This window comes from Nodularia sp. UHCC 0506 (assembly GCF_034931045.1).
Classification (GTDB): domain Bacteria; phylum Cyanobacteriota; class Cyanobacteriia; order Cyanobacteriales; family Nostocaceae; genus Nodularia.
Genome location: NZ_JAYGHH010000014.1, coordinates 82,856 through 99,266 on the forward strand (window position 1 = coordinate 82,856; position 16,411 = coordinate 99,266).

A 16,411-nucleotide genomic window follows, 5' to 3' on the forward strand; every position below is an offset into this window, starting at 1 on the left:
GGCTTGTTCTCCTGCAAAATTATTGGTGTTTCCCAAATTAGAACGCAGGGATTGCCAAAGTTTGATATTGTTGTTTAAAGTTGCCGCAGCTTCAGTAAAATTGCTAGATTTGAAGTGGACAAAAGCTATATTATTTAAAGCAGTTCCTCTGGTCAAATCATCTGGGGCTAATTCTAATTGTTGGGCATAAATTGACAGGGCTTTTTCGTAATCTCCTAATGCAGTGTAAGCACGTCCTAACTGTTTAGTTAAATCAGCTTGATTAACAGGATAATTTGATTTTTCGGCTAATGTTAGCTGTTGCTGATAGAAAGCGATCGCTTGCTGAAAATCTCCCTGGGCTTCATAAGTTGCAGCTAACTGTTGTAAAATAATATTGGATAAAGCCGCATCATTTAACTGATTGGCAATTGCTAATCCTTGTTGATAAAAATCTATAGCTTGGGGAAATTCTTGTAATTTTCGATGAGAAATAGCGAGATTTTGGAAAGCATATACCTGTTGTTGGCGATTTTTAGTTTTTTTGGCAATATCTAACTGCTGTGTATGAAAAGCTATTGCTTGTTGATATTCACCTGCTACTTTATGTTCTAAACCAATATTACTTAAAAACGTTGCAGTTTGCTCAGGATTACCAATTTCTCTTCTAATTTCCACAGCGAGTTTTTGAGACTCTTCAGCTAACTTGGCCTCACCAATTTGAATGTAAGAATTACCAAGATGTTCTAATATTTGGGCTTGAATCGGTTGATTCCCCAAATCCTGCATAATTTTTAAACTTGTTTGATATAAACTAATTGCTTGTTGGTAATTGCCAAGACTAAAATGAGTTTCACCTAATTGTAACAAACTCTTAGCTTCACCAGTGCGATCGCCTATTTCTTGATAAATCTGCATTGACTCTCGCAAAATTCTTAAAGCGGCTGCAAATTGTCCTGCTGTAAGTTGTCTATTGCCCAACTTTAACAGTAAGTTAGCACGATATTGACGGTCTGCTACACTTTGATGTGATGCAGACATAGCAGGTAAAATGAAAAAACTATAAGAAGACAGCCAGGCGACAGTTAAAACCAGTAAAAAAGATAACTTCTTAAACCAAACAAACTGTAACTTTTGAGTTTTCAACATAAAATTTTAATTAAGAGAAAATTTAGTTTTTCATCACCATTCCCAAAGACAGCTTTCCTTTCTTCCTTCTTCCTTCTTCCTTTGTGTACTACAGCCCTTGCGGGCATCGCTGCGCGCGTGCGTCCTTTGTGGTTTGTTCCTCATAATAAATTAATCAAAACCTGGAGGTAATTCTAAAGGAGAAAGTTGTCCGGGTTGAGAAGGCGTAGGAGAAGCAGGTGTAGGAGCTGAGGGAGAACTGGAAGACGGTGTTGATGATCCTGGTTCTGTGCTGACAGGAGGTTGAACAGAATTTGGTGTCATAAGTCCAGGTATTTGCGGTGTTTGACTTTCTGGTGGTAGTTGAACAGGTGGGAGAAAAGTTTCAATAATCACAGAACGGCTAATAGTTTCACCTGCTGGATTAGTGACTTGTAATGTAATAGTTTCAATACCGGGTTGCCGACTGATTGGGTATACTATACTACCTATTGGTGGAACATTGCCCGGAACTGGTAATAGTTCAACTTTCATATTTCTACTACCTTCCACTTGCCAAGATAAATTGATAGATTGGCTAGATTTTGTTGGGTCAATGAGAATGGGATATTTAGTCAGTTCTTGATTGTTAACCTGAAATTGTAAAATTTTGCTAGGTAAAAAATCTACTGCAATTATATCTGTTTTTTGAGAAATAATTATTTTTTCTGGTGCAGTTTTAGGGATGACTTGGAGTTCAAAAATATAGTTACCTGTGCCTGGATTTTGCACCAATACATTGCTACAATTAAGTTGATTTTGCTGTTGTTTACATCTTGGCTTTAATTCTGGAGAAATACCTTGATTGAAGTCATAACGTTTGAGAGAATGTGTAACTATTCCTTCAGGCGATCGCCCAATTAAATTTAACTCTCGGATTTGCTCTAAATTATTTATTTTCCAATTTAAACAAATAGGTTCTAGACTAGTACGAGCATCAATTCTTTCCGTGTTATTACAGGGGATTATATAAGGTATATCAGATGAAATATCTGCAACTTGCTGATAAATGGGTTTAGTAGAGAAAAACTCTAAAATTTCAGGTTGGGGAACAGGTGGAACAGGAATAATTTGGATGGTGTTTGTTTTCATCACATCTGCTGCTTGATCAGAATTTCTGCGACTAAAAGCGTGCAGTTCAAAATTATAATTTCCTGGTTGACGGGCATCTGTCGGGACATTAGCACAAGTTAGCACTTTCCCCATTTGACAAAATTGTTGCAGTTCATTCGGGATTTTGCCATTGAATTCATAAACAATTGGTGGAATGGCTGTTGTCCCATCGGCAAACACACCACTTAAAGATAGAGATTGTAATGTTCTGGGATTGTTAATTTCCCAACTCAGACGAATAAAATCATTATTAGCTTGTTTATATGTAGTATCGGGGGAATTAAATTGGCGAATTTTGGGCGGGGCTGGGGGTCGTAATAGCCACCAGATTAAAAATGCGATCGCGGCTAAAGTTCCCAAACCTGTTAATAACAATAAAAGAAATTGCCACCAAGGGCGAGGTTCCCAAACTAAAGTTCCTGGTAGCGAATTATAAGGCAAAGGCAATTGCTGTTGGTCTTCTAATTCAATGCGAAAGTTAAGCAAACGTCCTGCCCCAAATATGGGACGATGCCACCATTTAATAGGTGTTACAGTTACTTGTGCATTTGCTTTTTCTCCCGGTATCAGACGCAATAATTCAGGGGAGATTGTATAAGTACACAATTTATCTTCATCAGCTGGAATTGTCCGACAAATAATTTCCCGTGCAGTATTACCTTGGTTGGTAAACTTAATTTCAAATATGCCATTTTTGCGCTTGATTCTTCCAAAAATGGTGATCAGTTCGGCATTGAGTTGATAAGATGGCAAAATTTCCAGATAGACCACATCTAACAGCGCCAAATCTGGATTATTAGCAGAATATAAACGAATCGTGGGATAATAAAGACCAGCAATTGCACTGATAGGTGGATTGAATGACAGTGTAATTTCACCCTTCTCGCCAGGGTTTAAATTTAATCCCATATTAGGGATAATCAATCCTACTGTCTGTAAACCTTCTGGGTAACGGATGCTAAACCAGCTTTCGTCAAAATCCAGACAACTTAAACGAAAACGGTCTACTCTATCAGAACGGTTGTGAACATTGACACTGACTTGCAGAATACCACCTGGAGGAATTGGGGCTGGCGATCGCGAACTAGTAGATGGTAAAAGTGTAAATGTCGGGTCACTAACTTTAACAATAGTTTCAATTGCAGGTAAAATTTGGAGTTGTGACTGATGACGAATTGGTGTATCTTCTGGGTAATGTTCAGGTGCATCAACAACTATCATGTAGTTGTAAGTGCTAGGAATTGCCGTCACAGGAACCTGAAACTGAAAAAGGATTTCGCCCATTGAATCGGGATTTAATGCCAACCTCTGACGGGGTGTATCGCACCATTGAATTAGCTGAGGTGATAAATCATCGATAAAAACATCAATTAATGCACTTTCTGCACCTTTATTAGAAACCGTCCCCGATATTTCAAACCGAGAACCTGCTTGTACAGCATAATCGCCAGAAGGATTGAAAATAATCGCCAGAGGATTACCAGGGGCTAAACTTTTGGAGAGATTCTGCTGTTGAATACCGCGTTTAGCAACTAGATTAATTTGGTATTTTACCTCATCAATATCAGATGTTAAGACTTCTTGGACGAAATTTTGAGCCACCAACTCATCCAACAAATCCAAGGTAGCTTGTTGATTCAAGTCGATTTTTAATGCTGCTTCTGCTAAAGTGATACCATCAGGCGATCGCTTCATCATCCACTGTACAAGTTTGCGCTGTTGAGGCGGCAGCATTAGCACCTCTACCATATTCAAACCAGATTTTGCATTTGTGGTAGTCATGCTCATCTCTCCCTAAAAAATTTAATATTAAATCTCTGTTTCCTCTGCTGTACGCGCACGTGCAATAAAATCAAAAATTACTCTTGACACTGCCCACTTTTATCAGGTTGCTGAATATCTACCCTCACTTGTTTATTGTCATTACCACTAATGATTAGAATACGTTGGTTAACTAATTTAATATCAACACTATTATATTTTTGTGCAGCCGAACGGACTAATTTACCACTGATTTCAGAGCGTTTACCTGATGTTGTTAATGGCCACAGCATGACCCGATTATCATCTCCACCACTAGCTAAATAACAACCATCATTACTAATAGATACCGAACGCACAGCTTGACCACCATGACCATTAGACCATCGGTCAATAACCTCACATTCTCCATTATTATTTGCCGCACATGATTCTGTATCCCATACAGTAATTTGCCCATTAGTATCAGACGTAACCAGCCGATTGGGTCGATGTTCAGCACTATCTAAACTAGTAATATAATCATTTTGACTACCAGGAGGATTATATTTTATTGGTATTAAACTATCTTCCTCTCGGTTCCACATCACTAAATTATTGTACCGACCTCCAATTAATAAGTTTTGCCGTTGTTGCCCAATTAATGCTAAATCAGAAACAGCAAAATTAACTTGTTTTCTGAACAGAGGTTGATCAACGATAATATTTGATTGTCCACTGGTAGCACTACGTAAAAGTACATTATTTATATCCCACTGTAAAACCAAACCACTACCATGACCACTAAATAAAGAGCGTGAACTTTGGCTAAATTCTAAACCAAAAACCCGATCATCTTTATTGAGAATAAAAGTAGCTTTGGGTTTATTAGTACCACCAATCACATTCCAAATTTGAATTTCTCCATTTTCTAAACCTGCTGCAACCACATCATTATCTACAGGTTTATAGCGCACAACACGTACAGATTTACCCGCATCCTTCGCCAATCTGATATCATGTTGATTGACTAGAGGATTGGTGAATCCAGGGACGTGCCATCGGATGATCCCTTGGTCTTGGGAACCACTAATAGCTTTGCCCCCAACGCCATTAAATTGCACAGAATTAACAGCGCGTTGATGTCCGAAAAAAGGGCTATTAGGATTAAGCCATGACACAGCCCAGAGTAAAACTAGCAGTAAAATTAATAATATTAACTGTAGCCACGGATGCAGAACCGGGTGAATTGTGAGTCTTAAAAATAGGTTTTCATTATTGACATTTACTCGCTGATCTGATACGACACCTTTAATTATAAATGATAGTTTTTCGGCTAAACCAAACCACCGCCGCCGCTTACTTACTAAGATTTCAAATTGCTCTGTATTCCCTGGTTTTATTTGAATTACTTCTGGGACAATTTCCCAAAAACATTTTCTTTGTTCTTCCTCACCTTTTTTCATCTCAATGTGTACCTGCTGACTGAGATTACTAGCATTCCGACACTCAACTAGATAAGTAGTAGAATTAGTTCGCCACTGAGGAAACCAACGGCGAGATGCAGGTATACGCTGCTTTTCGGGAATACATTTAAAATCCAGAAATCCCCCCGGTAACACCTTAATCAACCCTTGGGGGCTAGAGGATGGAAAGCTGTTGTTATGGGTAGCTTCAATAGTAAAAGGATATATTTTGCGCTCAACTCGGTCAGGAACTGGTAGTTGACATAAAAAGGATGTTTCTGCTTGTTGTCCCGCCGCAATTTGCAGTAGTCGTTCATGACCATCAAGTAGCCACTGCGTTTCCACTCCACAAAACCGGAGAGAAACATGAGTAGAAATTTGACTAGAATTAATTACCCGAACTGGGATTTCAATTAATGTTTCTGGTTGAGCTGAAAATTCTCGGATGGGTAGATCAACAGTCATGGGTACAGAAGCTGTCCCCGGTTCTACAATCAGACGCAAAATTTTTCTATCTTCCCCCAATTCTAAGGAGAATATCCGGACTATAATATTCATTTTGCCGACAAACCCAGGAATAGGGGTATCGGTAATCGTTACGTGAAACTTTGTAATGTCTCCAGGTGGTTTTTTGGCACTAACTGCCGGTGAAATATCATACCAATTCGCGTGCAGATCCGAGCTACTACCTGCGGCAATAATTTGCAATTCAAAAGAAGCAAATTGATTACTTTCATTAACAACACTGACTTCAAAAGATGCTGGTGAAGCACCTGGTGTTAATTCAAGGATTTTGGTAGAAATATGTGTATTAATTAGTGAAACTGCCATAGGGGAGTAGGGAGTGAGAAAGTTTGCTATTGTTATAGTCTGTTAAAGATGTTTGTTAATGCGTCAGGTTTATCTGGTGTATTTGCTTTTGGTGGAGTGACGATAGTTTGTTGTTGTAAGTGAGTCATGTATCGTCTAGCCCAGGCAAAATGCAAAATATTAATTCCTAATTCCTGTGCAGTGCGAATTGTTTCGCGTGGTAAAGTCAGCTTTTCATCTAATCCCCAAGCAGCTGATAATTCGCCAATAACTAAGACAATACCGCCGGCAATTAAGATTTGCATCGGCTTTTGGCTCAGAGTGGGGAAGGCTGCAAATAAAAAAGGTTTTGTTCGCATGGGGTGATTGCGGTCTAATCTTCGCATATCCTCTAAAGGAGTGTTTAATTGTTCCGTAAGTTCCAAAATGCTATCGAGTCTGTCTATAGCATCAGTAGGGGATTCTATCAGCAGCACTCCGCCGGTATCTAAATAGCTTTTGAGGTTAGTTAATTCTTGGCTATTGAGGGTTATTGGTTGATTACCTGTAGTAAATAACAAGTCATAGGCGATCGCACTGGTAGGATCTTGGAGGGGAAAAGCTAGGCGATCAATTTGTTCATCTCCCTGTAAAGTGCTGGTAAGATGGGCTGTGGATTGCAATAAGTAAGAAAGATTGGCAAAACTGTGAGGATTTTCTGGCTGAGTAGTTACTAGATGAGCAACACGGACAAGATGACTAGGACGCGATCGCGCTATTCTTCTATAGCGGAAGTCCAAACTATTTAAATCTGGATAAAAGACATTTTGCGGATTTTTGAGATTGACTAATCCCGGTTGTAATAAAATCCGGCACAATTCCACTTCTAACGCTTCTGGTGGCGTTGTATTTTCATCAATCCGAAAAGTTTCAGCTTCAAATTCTTTTACTTGTTGGCGTTGTAAAGCTTCCGGGTCTACATAACTCAAGACTATGTAGATCAAGCGGGGTTGTTCTCCCCGAATATCAGCCGCTACATAAAAGTCTATAGGTTGAGAAACAATAATGGGATTACCAACTAAATCAATAGCGATTCCTGGGCTAATCTGCAACCATCGCTGATCGTTATATTGTGAGGGAACATTTTTAGGTGCAGGAATCAAACTCACACCCAAACCGCAAACAATTCCTGGTTGGTTAAGTGACTGATAATGAATATTTTGGCGCTGACGATGGTATTCATGCGATCGCTGCCAACGTTCAGCATTAACCAACAATCCATCTTGAATTTGTAAACGTTCTAAAGGTTGGATTTGAGGTGGGGGAAACATAGGCATTCTCTTAGGAATTGGTATTTGGTGATTAGTGATTGAAAACTGGGAACTTCTTACTCCTTACTTCTTACTCCTTACTCCTTACTCCTTACTCCTTACTTCTTACTCCTTACTCCTTACTCCTTACTCCTTACTTCTTACTCCTTACTCAGCACTCAGCACTCAGCACTCAGCACTCAATATAAAGTTCGTATGTGCAGAAGGCGGGTTTTTGTTGTTCAATGATATGACGTACCAATTCTTCATTTACTTGACCTGGGATATCTGGACGTAAGCGGACAATAAAATGATATGGACGACCACCACCGAGCATGGCATCTTGTCCTAGATGTGTTTTACCTAGAACGAAACCTTGACCGAGGATTTCTTCAATACAAATATGTTTATCTGTTTCTCTAATTATCTGATCATCTAAAGGCAAATCTGTATAAAGATGTATATATAAACGTAAACCTTTACGTGTTCCCCTCCAGCGATAAAGTTCAATAGCCGAGCGAATTAGATAACGTTGTCGCTCCACAGTCCAACGGCTATCTACTGGCCAAGCTACCCAGTGAGCCAGAAAAGGTAATAGTGCTTGTGGTGCAGTCATTGGGTCTAGGTAAGCCCAAAACGTGTCCATTGTTTGGACTGCGGGTTCAAAAGCCTGCTCAAAGATTTTTAAGAAGCGACCAATAAAATCTACTTCTCGATAAAGTACAGGTAAAAAATCTAAATATAAACTGCGGGGACGGATATATAAATTTATACCTGCTGTTTCAACTAGTTGTCTGCCTATATCTTCTTCTGTGTAATAAACATAAATCAGACCGTGATAATCCAGAACCAAAGATTCCCCTAATCCCAAAGATGCTTGATTTTCAAAAAAATCTGCGGGAATTTGGAAGTATAGCACAGCATCCATGCGCGATCGCGGAGCTAAATCATAGCCTTCCATACCGATACGACACCATTCTGAGGGAAAGTTGCCCTCAATTTGAACATTTAAGCGCAGATTCCGACTGCCTAAATTTTCCAGTTGCAAAACAATTTCGCTGGGTTCCTGGGGATAAATCACGACATCACAACCAGCCCGTGTTGATTGTGATGTACTAATTGCTGATTGTTGTGTACTGAGTGCTGTTGCCTGAATATCCGTCGCACCTTTACCTATCGCTGATGGCTGAATCGCATCGAGCAACTGCATGGAAGTAAGTTGGAGGTGCAGAACTTGACTAGTCATAGGAGTGCTGAGTGCTGAGTGGGGAGTGCTGAGTGGGAAGTGCTGTTACAGCGTTTCTGTTTCTGTCAAGAGAAGCGCGAAGTCCCCCGATAATTCTGCCAACTTCTTCTGCTTGATTGAAAATTTGCTGGAATTCACTTTGTTGAATATAGTTTACATCTAAGGCTACGTAAAGTTGAGAACGTAGTTCAGCACAAGAGGCTTTGGCAATTGAAAGAAACTGATGAAATTCACCTGGTCTGTTACGCTCAAAGCCTTCAGCAATATTAGACATTACGGATACAGAAGCTCTTTGCATTTGTCCAGAAAGCCCAAAGTCTTTCTTCAATTTTTCTTGTTGGGTAATTTGATAAATTAACTGAGTTAAAATTCTAGCCTTTTGCCAAGCAATTAAATCTTCAAATCGCCCTACTTTAGTCAATTGACTCACCTCCATAACTAAAAGTATTTTTTAAAGTGCTGAGTGCAGAAAGTGCTGAGTATAAAGCCAGTTGCTTTAAGGCTTTGAGCTATCAATACTGTTCTCACTCTTATGAAAACCCCCATAACTTACCTTTGTCATTCCTTACTCCGTACTTCTTACTCTTTACTTCTTACCCCGTACTCTCTACTTCTTACTTTTTACTTCTTACCCCGTACTCTCTACTCCGTACTCTTTACTTCTTACTCAGCACTCAGCACTCAGCACTCAGCACTTTTATATAAGATTAACAACATGACCCGAACGTAGGCGAGGATCGTTCCATGAACAAATGAGTCCGAGAGAACCCGGATCAATAACTTGATTTTGAGGTAATATTCTCACCCAGTTTTGTCCGGTATATCGTAATTCAAATAACTGTACTACACCCAGATAACGCACTCCTGAAAATTGCTGAAATAAATTGACAATATCGGAAGGATAAACAGGACGGCCAAAAGGCCAGCCTTTGCTGTCATTTCCACCAGTAATGGGGTTGAGAAAGCGGTAGAGGGCAATTCGCAATTGTCTGAGAATGTCTTGTTGGGCTGTAGGGTTGTTGTATTCTGGCTCTAGTGCTACTTCTGTTTGCACGGCTACACCGACATATTCGGGTGCTTGCAGCTTTACTTGTACTCCTAATAATCTTCTTTCGTCTAAATAAGCAAGAATTTGATGGCGTAATTGGGGATTAAGCGCCCATACTTCTGGCCCCATACCTTCACCACGTGCGATCGCATCAGTATTGGCATTGGGTACAACTAATAATCGAACTATGCCAGCATCTGCCTTAGATGTGGCTTGTAAACAGCGAACACGGTTAACTGCCCCACTTCCAGCCTGTAGAGTCAGAACTTCAAAGTCTTCTGGGGTGACGGCGCGATCGCGGGTACGAAGCATAGCCGGAACTCTAATTACTGCATCTTCTAATGATTCAGCATCAGATCCGTGGACGGCTGAGGTATGGTTCACTAATCCAGCAACATAGGGAACAGCAGTTTTTGCGACTGTAATTGTCCCTTTCTGCACATTGCCTTTACGTCCGCCACCTGTGCGGTACGCAACCATGCGAATCACCGAACCTCGCTGTGGTACAGCACCATATTGACGCTCTAACTCATTCATGAGTGCCGGATTTTGTAACAGACTCGGCTGTATTCCTGTTTGGACAAATTCCCGTCTTTGAGTTTGCTGTTGCAGTTGAGCCGGTTCCCGAATCAGTGGACCAAACTGCACTGTTCCTGTACGCGAATCAATGGTATAGTGAAAATCTTGGGAGCCAGAATTCGCAAAATCGTTAACTTCTTGCCATCTTTGGGGAATTCCTCCCGGTGGTGCAATCAGCAAATATTCATCTTCTCGACGAGTCAATACAGGAACTCCCTGCAATTGAAAAGTTTGTCCCGGTGTACCGTCGCTTTCGCCGACAATTTCATTGCGTACAAACTCGCTTTGACTAGCACCAACAGTACCACCAATGGCTCTGATAGATAAACCTACCATCCGGGGAGAACTGCTATATCCTGGTTGATTGGGTTGTGGTGAGTTGAGAGTGCAACGTAACCAGCGTCCTCGGAATGCAGTAAAAGTAGTTACTGGCCAAGATTGGGGCAAATGTAGCACTACATCTGCACCTTGGAGGGGGTTGATACCTTGAGCAGCTAATTCACTAAAGCTGAAACCTTTGGTACTGTCGTCAGATTCTTGCAGCAGCACTGAAACCCATTCCAGACCATTCCAAGCTTCCCAGCGCCGGGGGGGAACATCGGGATTAATACCTGTACTGGTGGCGGATTCTCCTTTAATTTGCAGTGCTAAAACATTACCTTCACACTGACATTGTTCATCAATAACTATGTAAAAGCTATTTCCCGGTTGGGGTTGTTCATCAAAGAATGCTAATTCCCTGCCGTACCAATCGCCATCAGAGCGCATACTCCAGAAATTTGTCAAGCGATCGCATAAGATTTCTGGTGTTTTATCTGTAGTGGGAGAAGTGAGAAAGTGGCGAATTTGGGGTTTATCAATCACCAAAGGACGATCTGTAGTGAAGGCGATCGCTTCTTCATTTTCAGTTCTGAGTGTTGCTAGTTCCACCCCCACAGGTATCGTGTAGCTATGAGGTAAAGCCGCACTCAAATAAAAAGTAATATCTACCACTGCGGGATTCGGTGCTTGTAACCGTATCCCCAACATCTCCAAAAAGGTAATATAATTCCGCTTCGGAACTTGGTTAAACCGTAACAGCATTTGGTCAGTTAACCAAGCAAATAGCTCGATGAGTGTGATCCCCGGATCGCTAGGGTTATAATTTGTCCATTCAGGACAGTAGCGGGGAATCCTGAGAATACACTCCTCTACTAAATCTTTGAAAGTGCGATCATCTAGATCAGGCTTTGGTAATTTCGGTAAAAAATCAAATTCCACGGTTTTAATAAGTGCTGAGTGCTGAGTGCTGAGTGCTGAGTAAGAAGTAAAGAGTATTGAGTACGGAGTATTGAGTATTGAGTATTGAGTATTGAGTACGGAGTATTGAGTATTGAGTATTGAGTAAACTAGAAAGTACTCAGTAAGTTCTGACTTAATAAATACTCTGCCCCTGGTGGGCAATCTTTTTACTCAGCACTCAGCACTCAGCACTCAGCACTTTCCTCAGCACTTTCCTCAGCACTCATCATTCTTCTCGTTCTATACCGTTGAGATAAAAAGGAAAAACTAAACTTCTCGATTCGTGAGTAGCTTTAGGGTGATACTCAATGAGAATATCTACCCGACCTCTAAGCGGGTCAGGATCTGCACGCACTGCATCTACAGTAATGCGCGGTTCCCACATTTCCAAAGCTTCTTGGATATATAGGCGCAACAGTAATAGAGTTTGAGTGTTCATCGGCGCAAAAGTCAACTCAGACAACCTTGAACCAAAATTAGGCCTATACACCCGCTCACCCAAATCTGTCCGCAGAATAAGGATAATCGATTCTTCAATATTCCGTTTTGTTGTACTCAGTTGCAGACTGCCTTGTACATTAACTCTGAGCGGAAAAGACCAACCTGTTCCCAGGTGGTCACTCTGCTGATTTTGATTGAGTTCTGCCATAGCAAGTTAAGTTCCACCAGCGATGTCTAGCAGTAAAACAATGATTTTCTCAGCTACTTTACGCCCATCTGGAACACTAATACCATTCGCCAAAAGTCGAGCTTGGATCTAAATCTATTAAATTGAAAGAATTTTTATTTTAACCACCAATTAACACAGTTGGCGCACCTACACCCACAACTGTAGTTAATGGTACACCTGTGACTGTATTCGCTCCAGCCACCTGAGAAGTTACCCGTGCTGCTGGTCGTCCACCAATAAAAACAGTGACAGAACCCATCACAATGCTTCCTGTCACCACTGGGCCTGCCACTAAATCTCCAACACAAGCAGCAGGTAATCCCATAATCAGTACATTAGGCACTCCTGGAGCTGTAATTGGATCGCCTGTAACAGTTAAGTCAGTAAGTCGTGCGGCTGGAAACATAATAAAAGTGCTGATTTTTGAGTGAAAAAATTGAATTCTCTTTAATTAAATGATACCAATTATTGAACAATTATTGATAATTAATTCAATCTGATGATCGGTGAAGCAATTCCCACAGAAGCACCAGAATTAATGCTAGTTGAAGCCCCGGCAGTAGTTGACAATGAACCACCAGAAGTAGCACTTAAAGAAGAACCAGCCTGTACACTAATTGAACTGCCAGCTTGCACACTCAATGTTCCACCAGTTCTAATAGTAATACCGTTGGGAGTTACTTCTATAGTACTAGAACCAACAGTTAAAGTAATTTTTTGAGTAGCAGTCAAAGCAATTTCACCACCATTGACACTAATTTTATTAGTTGTTCCAGTTGTCCCAGATTTAACTGTAATATCACCAGTTGAAGTTAGACTAATAGTTTTATTACTATCATCACAGCGAAACTTATGACCTCCTGTAGTTTCTAATTCGGCAAATTTATCACTGTCATTCATACGTAAATTATGACCGTCTGTAGTTTGGAGATAAGCACCTTTTTTAGTACCTTTATCTTCTTCTACAAACTGTAATTTATGGCCAACACGGGTTTTAAAAGTCCGTAGGCGTACTTTACCACCAACTACTGAATCATCCACTTTTTCCGATGGCGCATCTTTACCATTCCATACGCCACCAATGACATAAGGCCGATGGATATCCCCATGTTCAAAAGCTACTAAAACCTCATCATTAACTTCCGGTAAACAGTCAAACCCTCTATTCGGTCCCGCTCCTGCACTCACAACTCTCGCCCAATTACTTTCATGCTCCTCAGTTAAAGTAGGGAACTTCACTCTGACACGACCCCAGCCTTTAGGGTCTTTATTATTACTGACAATTCCTACTAAAAAGGTTTGTCCTGGTTGCAGATGTGTTTGGGGCGTTAATGTCGCGAATAAGTCTCCAGAGCGCAAGCCACGGACACTAAACTCTGTAATATACCTACCTTCATGAAATAAATGGCGACTTTCCGTAACGTAGTAACTACCACTGTAACTACCCATATCTGTGAGCTTAACTACTCGTCCCGGTCTAATTTGGGGATTTCCTTCACCTTTAGCATCAGCACTGACAAATTCTCCACCCAGTTCATTACACAGAGATTGAGCTATCTTTTTAGCTTCCTTTTCACTGAAAACAGGCTGGTCTACGACAATCATCTTAGGCTTAACATTAAATTTAGTGCTAGTTTCACTGCCTTTACCATTATCTGTTGTAGTAATTACCTGCTCCTTTGATGCTGTAGATACTATCGGCCGTTTTTGGCTATAGTCCCAACCCCGTACTTCCACAGAACTTACCTGTTCGGAACTAGTAACTCGCACACGAAAACTGTACATATCTTCCAGCCATTGGAGATTCAAAGCTGCGTCTTGTTTGGGTTCGCGAAAATTTAGCTTACCGTCTTGAACATATAGCTCAAATCCTAAACGGGCTGATCTTTCCCGCAAGAATTCCATATTGGTCTGATTTTCTTGAAAAACGTAATCATGGACAATAGTTGTAGAAGTAACTGTTCCAGATGCGATACCCGCCTCACCGATAATCTGGTTAACAATATCGCTATCCGTGATATTTTGAAATGACCTGTTATAACGCCCTCGATGCAGGCGATGAGAAATATCATAGCCACGAATAATTATCGGAGCCTGAGATTTTTCATTAAACTCAGTTTCAATAGCTGTAATTTCCCCTTCTAATACATAGCCTTGTTCCGAAGATTCAAAGTCTGCATTTGCTGTAGTACTAGAGACAAAGCCGATTTTTATCTTCTTCCCAATTGCAAATGAATTCTGGTGTTGCCAAGCCTTTGCATTTGTAAGTCCGGGAAAGTAATCATTGTTAATCACTAGAGTAAACATTCCTGGTAAGTGCAGGCTCTCTTCTACAGAAATTTGCAGAACATCATTGAGCAAATCTTTAGAAGCATCGACACCATCGATTTGCAACAATGCTTGGGGTATGTAATGGGTTGCAGGCATACATATAGTTAGGGGGACATTTATCCTACTCTATAAAGGTATTGAATTATGGACTATTCCCCAAAAGTCGAATTAAGCTTACTTAGAAGATCGTCCACCTCCCTGACGATCTATACTTTTAGGAGCGTCCATACCTGGTTTAGAAAAAGATTCATCCACCTCTTTGAGACTGACGCTGACTTTCGCCCGCACGGGTGTGCCGTCAGCCAGAAACATGGTGAGACTATAATCTAGTGATTCGACAAAACATCTCAGATATTGCTGTTTGCCCCAAGTAAATATATAAACTGGTGGACGCTTCTTTGCTCCTGGCCCAGATTCAGCGAAGCTAACGGCTTTTTCAAACTTTTCAATGTGCGTGAGAACACTACCACCACTTTCGTAAGTATCAAAAATAATATCGCTAATTGTCAGTTTACAAGGTGATGGATTAGCAAAACTGACTTTATTCAATCCTTGATCAGTACGCGCACCCTCGGCAGCATTGAGATTTAATTGGCGTGAAAATTTTAACTGATTAGGATTGAACATAAAATCTATATCTGGTGCGTCTTTTTGTACAGCAATCAATTTAGCTTTTTCTAGAGTTGACATGGCATTTTTTATGAATTGTATTTTATGATTTTTAATATACTCTTAATCTGAATCTGCTTAAACTTTAATTTTTACCAAGGTAATCGTCCTAAATATTTTTGTCCTCGTCGTTCTTGTTCTATTTCTAAATGATTTTTCAACATTTTATAGACTTCTCTTGCCAAGATATCTAGATTTTTAAGTTCATTTTCTTCTGATAAGGTATTAGTAGTATTTTCATTTCTAGAAACTTCATTACTAGTCTCCTCTAAATTCTGTTCTAGAATAGACATATTATCAGTCCTATATGCCTGAATTAATTGATTTGAATAACTAGAATTTTGAGTATTAATTGTTGCTAATTTTTGATTTTGGAATAAGCGAGATTTCAATCCGTTATCCCGTTGATTCTCGTTCATACTAGGTTGTACAACTATGGGTTGATTAGCTATTTTATTTTCGCCGACTAATTCAGATATATTAGACCATGAATCTGGTATATCTTGAGACGGCGATTTTTGGATATAGGGAGATCGAGAAGCGGATACAGGTACAGGTATATTTATAGATGTATCCATCGTGGCTGTTTCATCTGCAAAACTCCTTGATATCAAATTAGATACTTGAGAGAAAGGTCTGAAATTAGATATATTTTTCAAGACTGTAGGTAATTGAGGAATTTCTGGATTTTTATTTTGACTTTGTGTTTCTTTCTTAGGTTGAAGATGAGTAACTGTAGTTTCTAGATTACCAGATGAAGCAGTTATAGAATCATTTCCTGATTGAGCAACATCAAGTTCTGATATTTGACTCCAATCATTAGTTTCACGTTGTGGTTGGATAATTGTAGATTCGGTTGACAGATTTATAGGTGTAGAGGAAGTTGTAGTTTCTGAATTTTCAGATGAAGTGGTGACAGATTTGATGTTTTCACTCTGTGGTTGGATAATTGTGGATTCGGTTAACGGATTTGTGGGTGTAGAGGAAGTTGCAGTATCGATGCTTTCACTCTGTGGTTGGATG

At 40.2% G+C, this 16,411-nt stretch carries 12 protein-coding genes; all 12 read right to left on the reverse strand.

The features are described from left to right. Positions 1–1,128: tetratricopeptide repeat protein (locus tag VB654_RS11170; RefSeq protein ID WP_323213803.1), on the reverse strand; the 1,128-nt coding region annotated here is incomplete at its 3' end. Between the two features lie 150 nt (positions 1,129–1,278). Next, complete coding sequence (locus VB654_RS11175; protein ID WP_323213804.1) at positions 1,279–4,041, reverse strand: hypothetical protein; 2,763 nt, start codon at positions 4,039–4,041, stop codon at positions 1,279–1,281. 77 nt (positions 4,042–4,118) lie between these two features. Further along, positions 4,119–6,296 (reverse strand): WD40 repeat domain-containing protein, encoded by a 2,178-nt coding sequence (locus VB654_RS11180; RefSeq protein WP_323213805.1) that lies wholly within the window; start codon positions 6,294–6,296, stop codon positions 4,119–4,121. A 32-nt stretch (positions 6,297–6,328) separates the two neighbouring features. Then, positions 6,329–7,585 carry a DUF4159 domain-containing protein gene (locus VB654_RS11185; protein WP_323213806.1) on the reverse strand — a complete coding sequence of 419 codons (1,257 nt, stop codon included), beginning with the start codon at positions 7,583–7,585 and terminating at the stop codon, positions 6,329–6,331. 172 nt (positions 7,586–7,757) lie between these two features. Beyond that, positions 7,758–8,810: a phage tail protein gene (locus tag VB654_RS11190; RefSeq protein ID WP_323213808.1), complete on the reverse strand. Its 1,053-nt coding sequence runs from the start codon at positions 8,808–8,810 to the stop codon at positions 7,758–7,760. Then, complete coding sequence (locus tag VB654_RS11195) at positions 8,803–9,246, reverse strand: four helix bundle protein (RefSeq protein WP_323213809.1); 444 nt, start codon at positions 9,244–9,246, stop codon at positions 8,803–8,805. Before VB654_RS11195 ends, VB654_RS11190 begins: the two co-directional genes overlap by 8 nt. 261 nt (positions 9,247–9,507) lie before the next feature. Beyond that, a complete protein-coding gene (locus VB654_RS11200) occupies positions 9,508–11,697 on the reverse strand; it encodes a putative baseplate assembly protein (protein ID WP_323213811.1) in 2,190 nt (729 codons plus the stop codon). 247 nt (positions 11,698–11,944) lie between these two features. Beyond that, the gene (locus VB654_RS11205; protein ID WP_323213812.1) at positions 11,945–12,367 is read right to left on the reverse strand and encodes a GPW/gp25 family protein; all 423 of its coding nucleotides are present in this window, start codon (positions 12,365–12,367) and stop codon (positions 11,945–11,947) included. Between the two features lie 139 nt (positions 12,368–12,506). After that, entirely contained in the window at positions 12,507–12,794 is a 288-nt protein-coding gene (locus tag VB654_RS11210; protein WP_323213814.1) for a PAAR domain-containing protein, read from the reverse strand. A gap of 80 nt (positions 12,795–12,874) precedes the next feature. Further along, a complete protein-coding gene (locus tag VB654_RS11215; protein ID WP_323213815.1) occupies positions 12,875–14,815 on the reverse strand; it encodes a VgrG-related protein in 1,941 nt (646 codons plus the stop codon). A 78-nt stretch (positions 14,816–14,893) separates the two neighbouring features. After that, the gene (locus VB654_RS11220) at positions 14,894–15,409 is read right to left on the reverse strand and encodes a hypothetical protein (RefSeq protein ID WP_323213817.1); all 516 of its coding nucleotides are present in this window, start codon (positions 15,407–15,409) and stop codon (positions 14,894–14,896) included. A 71-nt stretch (positions 15,410–15,480) separates the two neighbouring features. Then, positions 15,481–16,411 (reverse strand): hypothetical protein (locus VB654_RS11225; protein WP_323213819.1); only part of this gene is annotated, 931 nt, incomplete at its 5' end.

Coding starts and splice junctions, on each gene's coding strand:
- VB654_RS11175 (WP_323213804.1), bottom strand. CDS start 4,041: ATGACTACCACAAATGCAAAATCTGGTTTGAATATGGTAGAGGTGCTA.
- VB654_RS11180 (WP_323213805.1), bottom strand. CDS start 6,296: ATGGCAGTTTCACTAATTAATACACATATTTCTACCAAAATCCTTGAA.
- VB654_RS11185 (WP_323213806.1), bottom strand. CDS start 7,585: ATGTTTCCCCCACCTCAAATCCAACCTTTAGAACGTTTACAAATTCAA.
- VB654_RS11190 (WP_323213808.1), bottom strand. CDS start 8,810: ATGACTAGTCAAGTTCTGCACCTCCAACTTACTTCCATGCAGTTGCTC.
- VB654_RS11195 (WP_323213809.1), bottom strand. CDS start 9,246: ATGGAGGTGAGTCAATTGACTAAAGTAGGGCGATTTGAAGATTTAATT.
- VB654_RS11205 (WP_323213812.1), bottom strand. CDS start 12,367: ATGGCAGAACTCAATCAAAATCAGCAGAGTGACCACCTGGGAACAGGT.
- VB654_RS11210 (WP_323213814.1), bottom strand. CDS start 12,794: ATGTTTCCAGCCGCACGACTTACTGACTTAACTGTTACAGGCGATCCA.
- VB654_RS11215 (WP_323213815.1), bottom strand. CDS start 14,815: ATGCCTGCAACCCATTACATACCCCAAGCATTGTTGCAAATCGATGGT.
- VB654_RS11220 (WP_323213817.1), bottom strand. CDS start 15,409: ATGTCAACTCTAGAAAAAGCTAAATTGATTGCTGTACAAAAAGACGCA.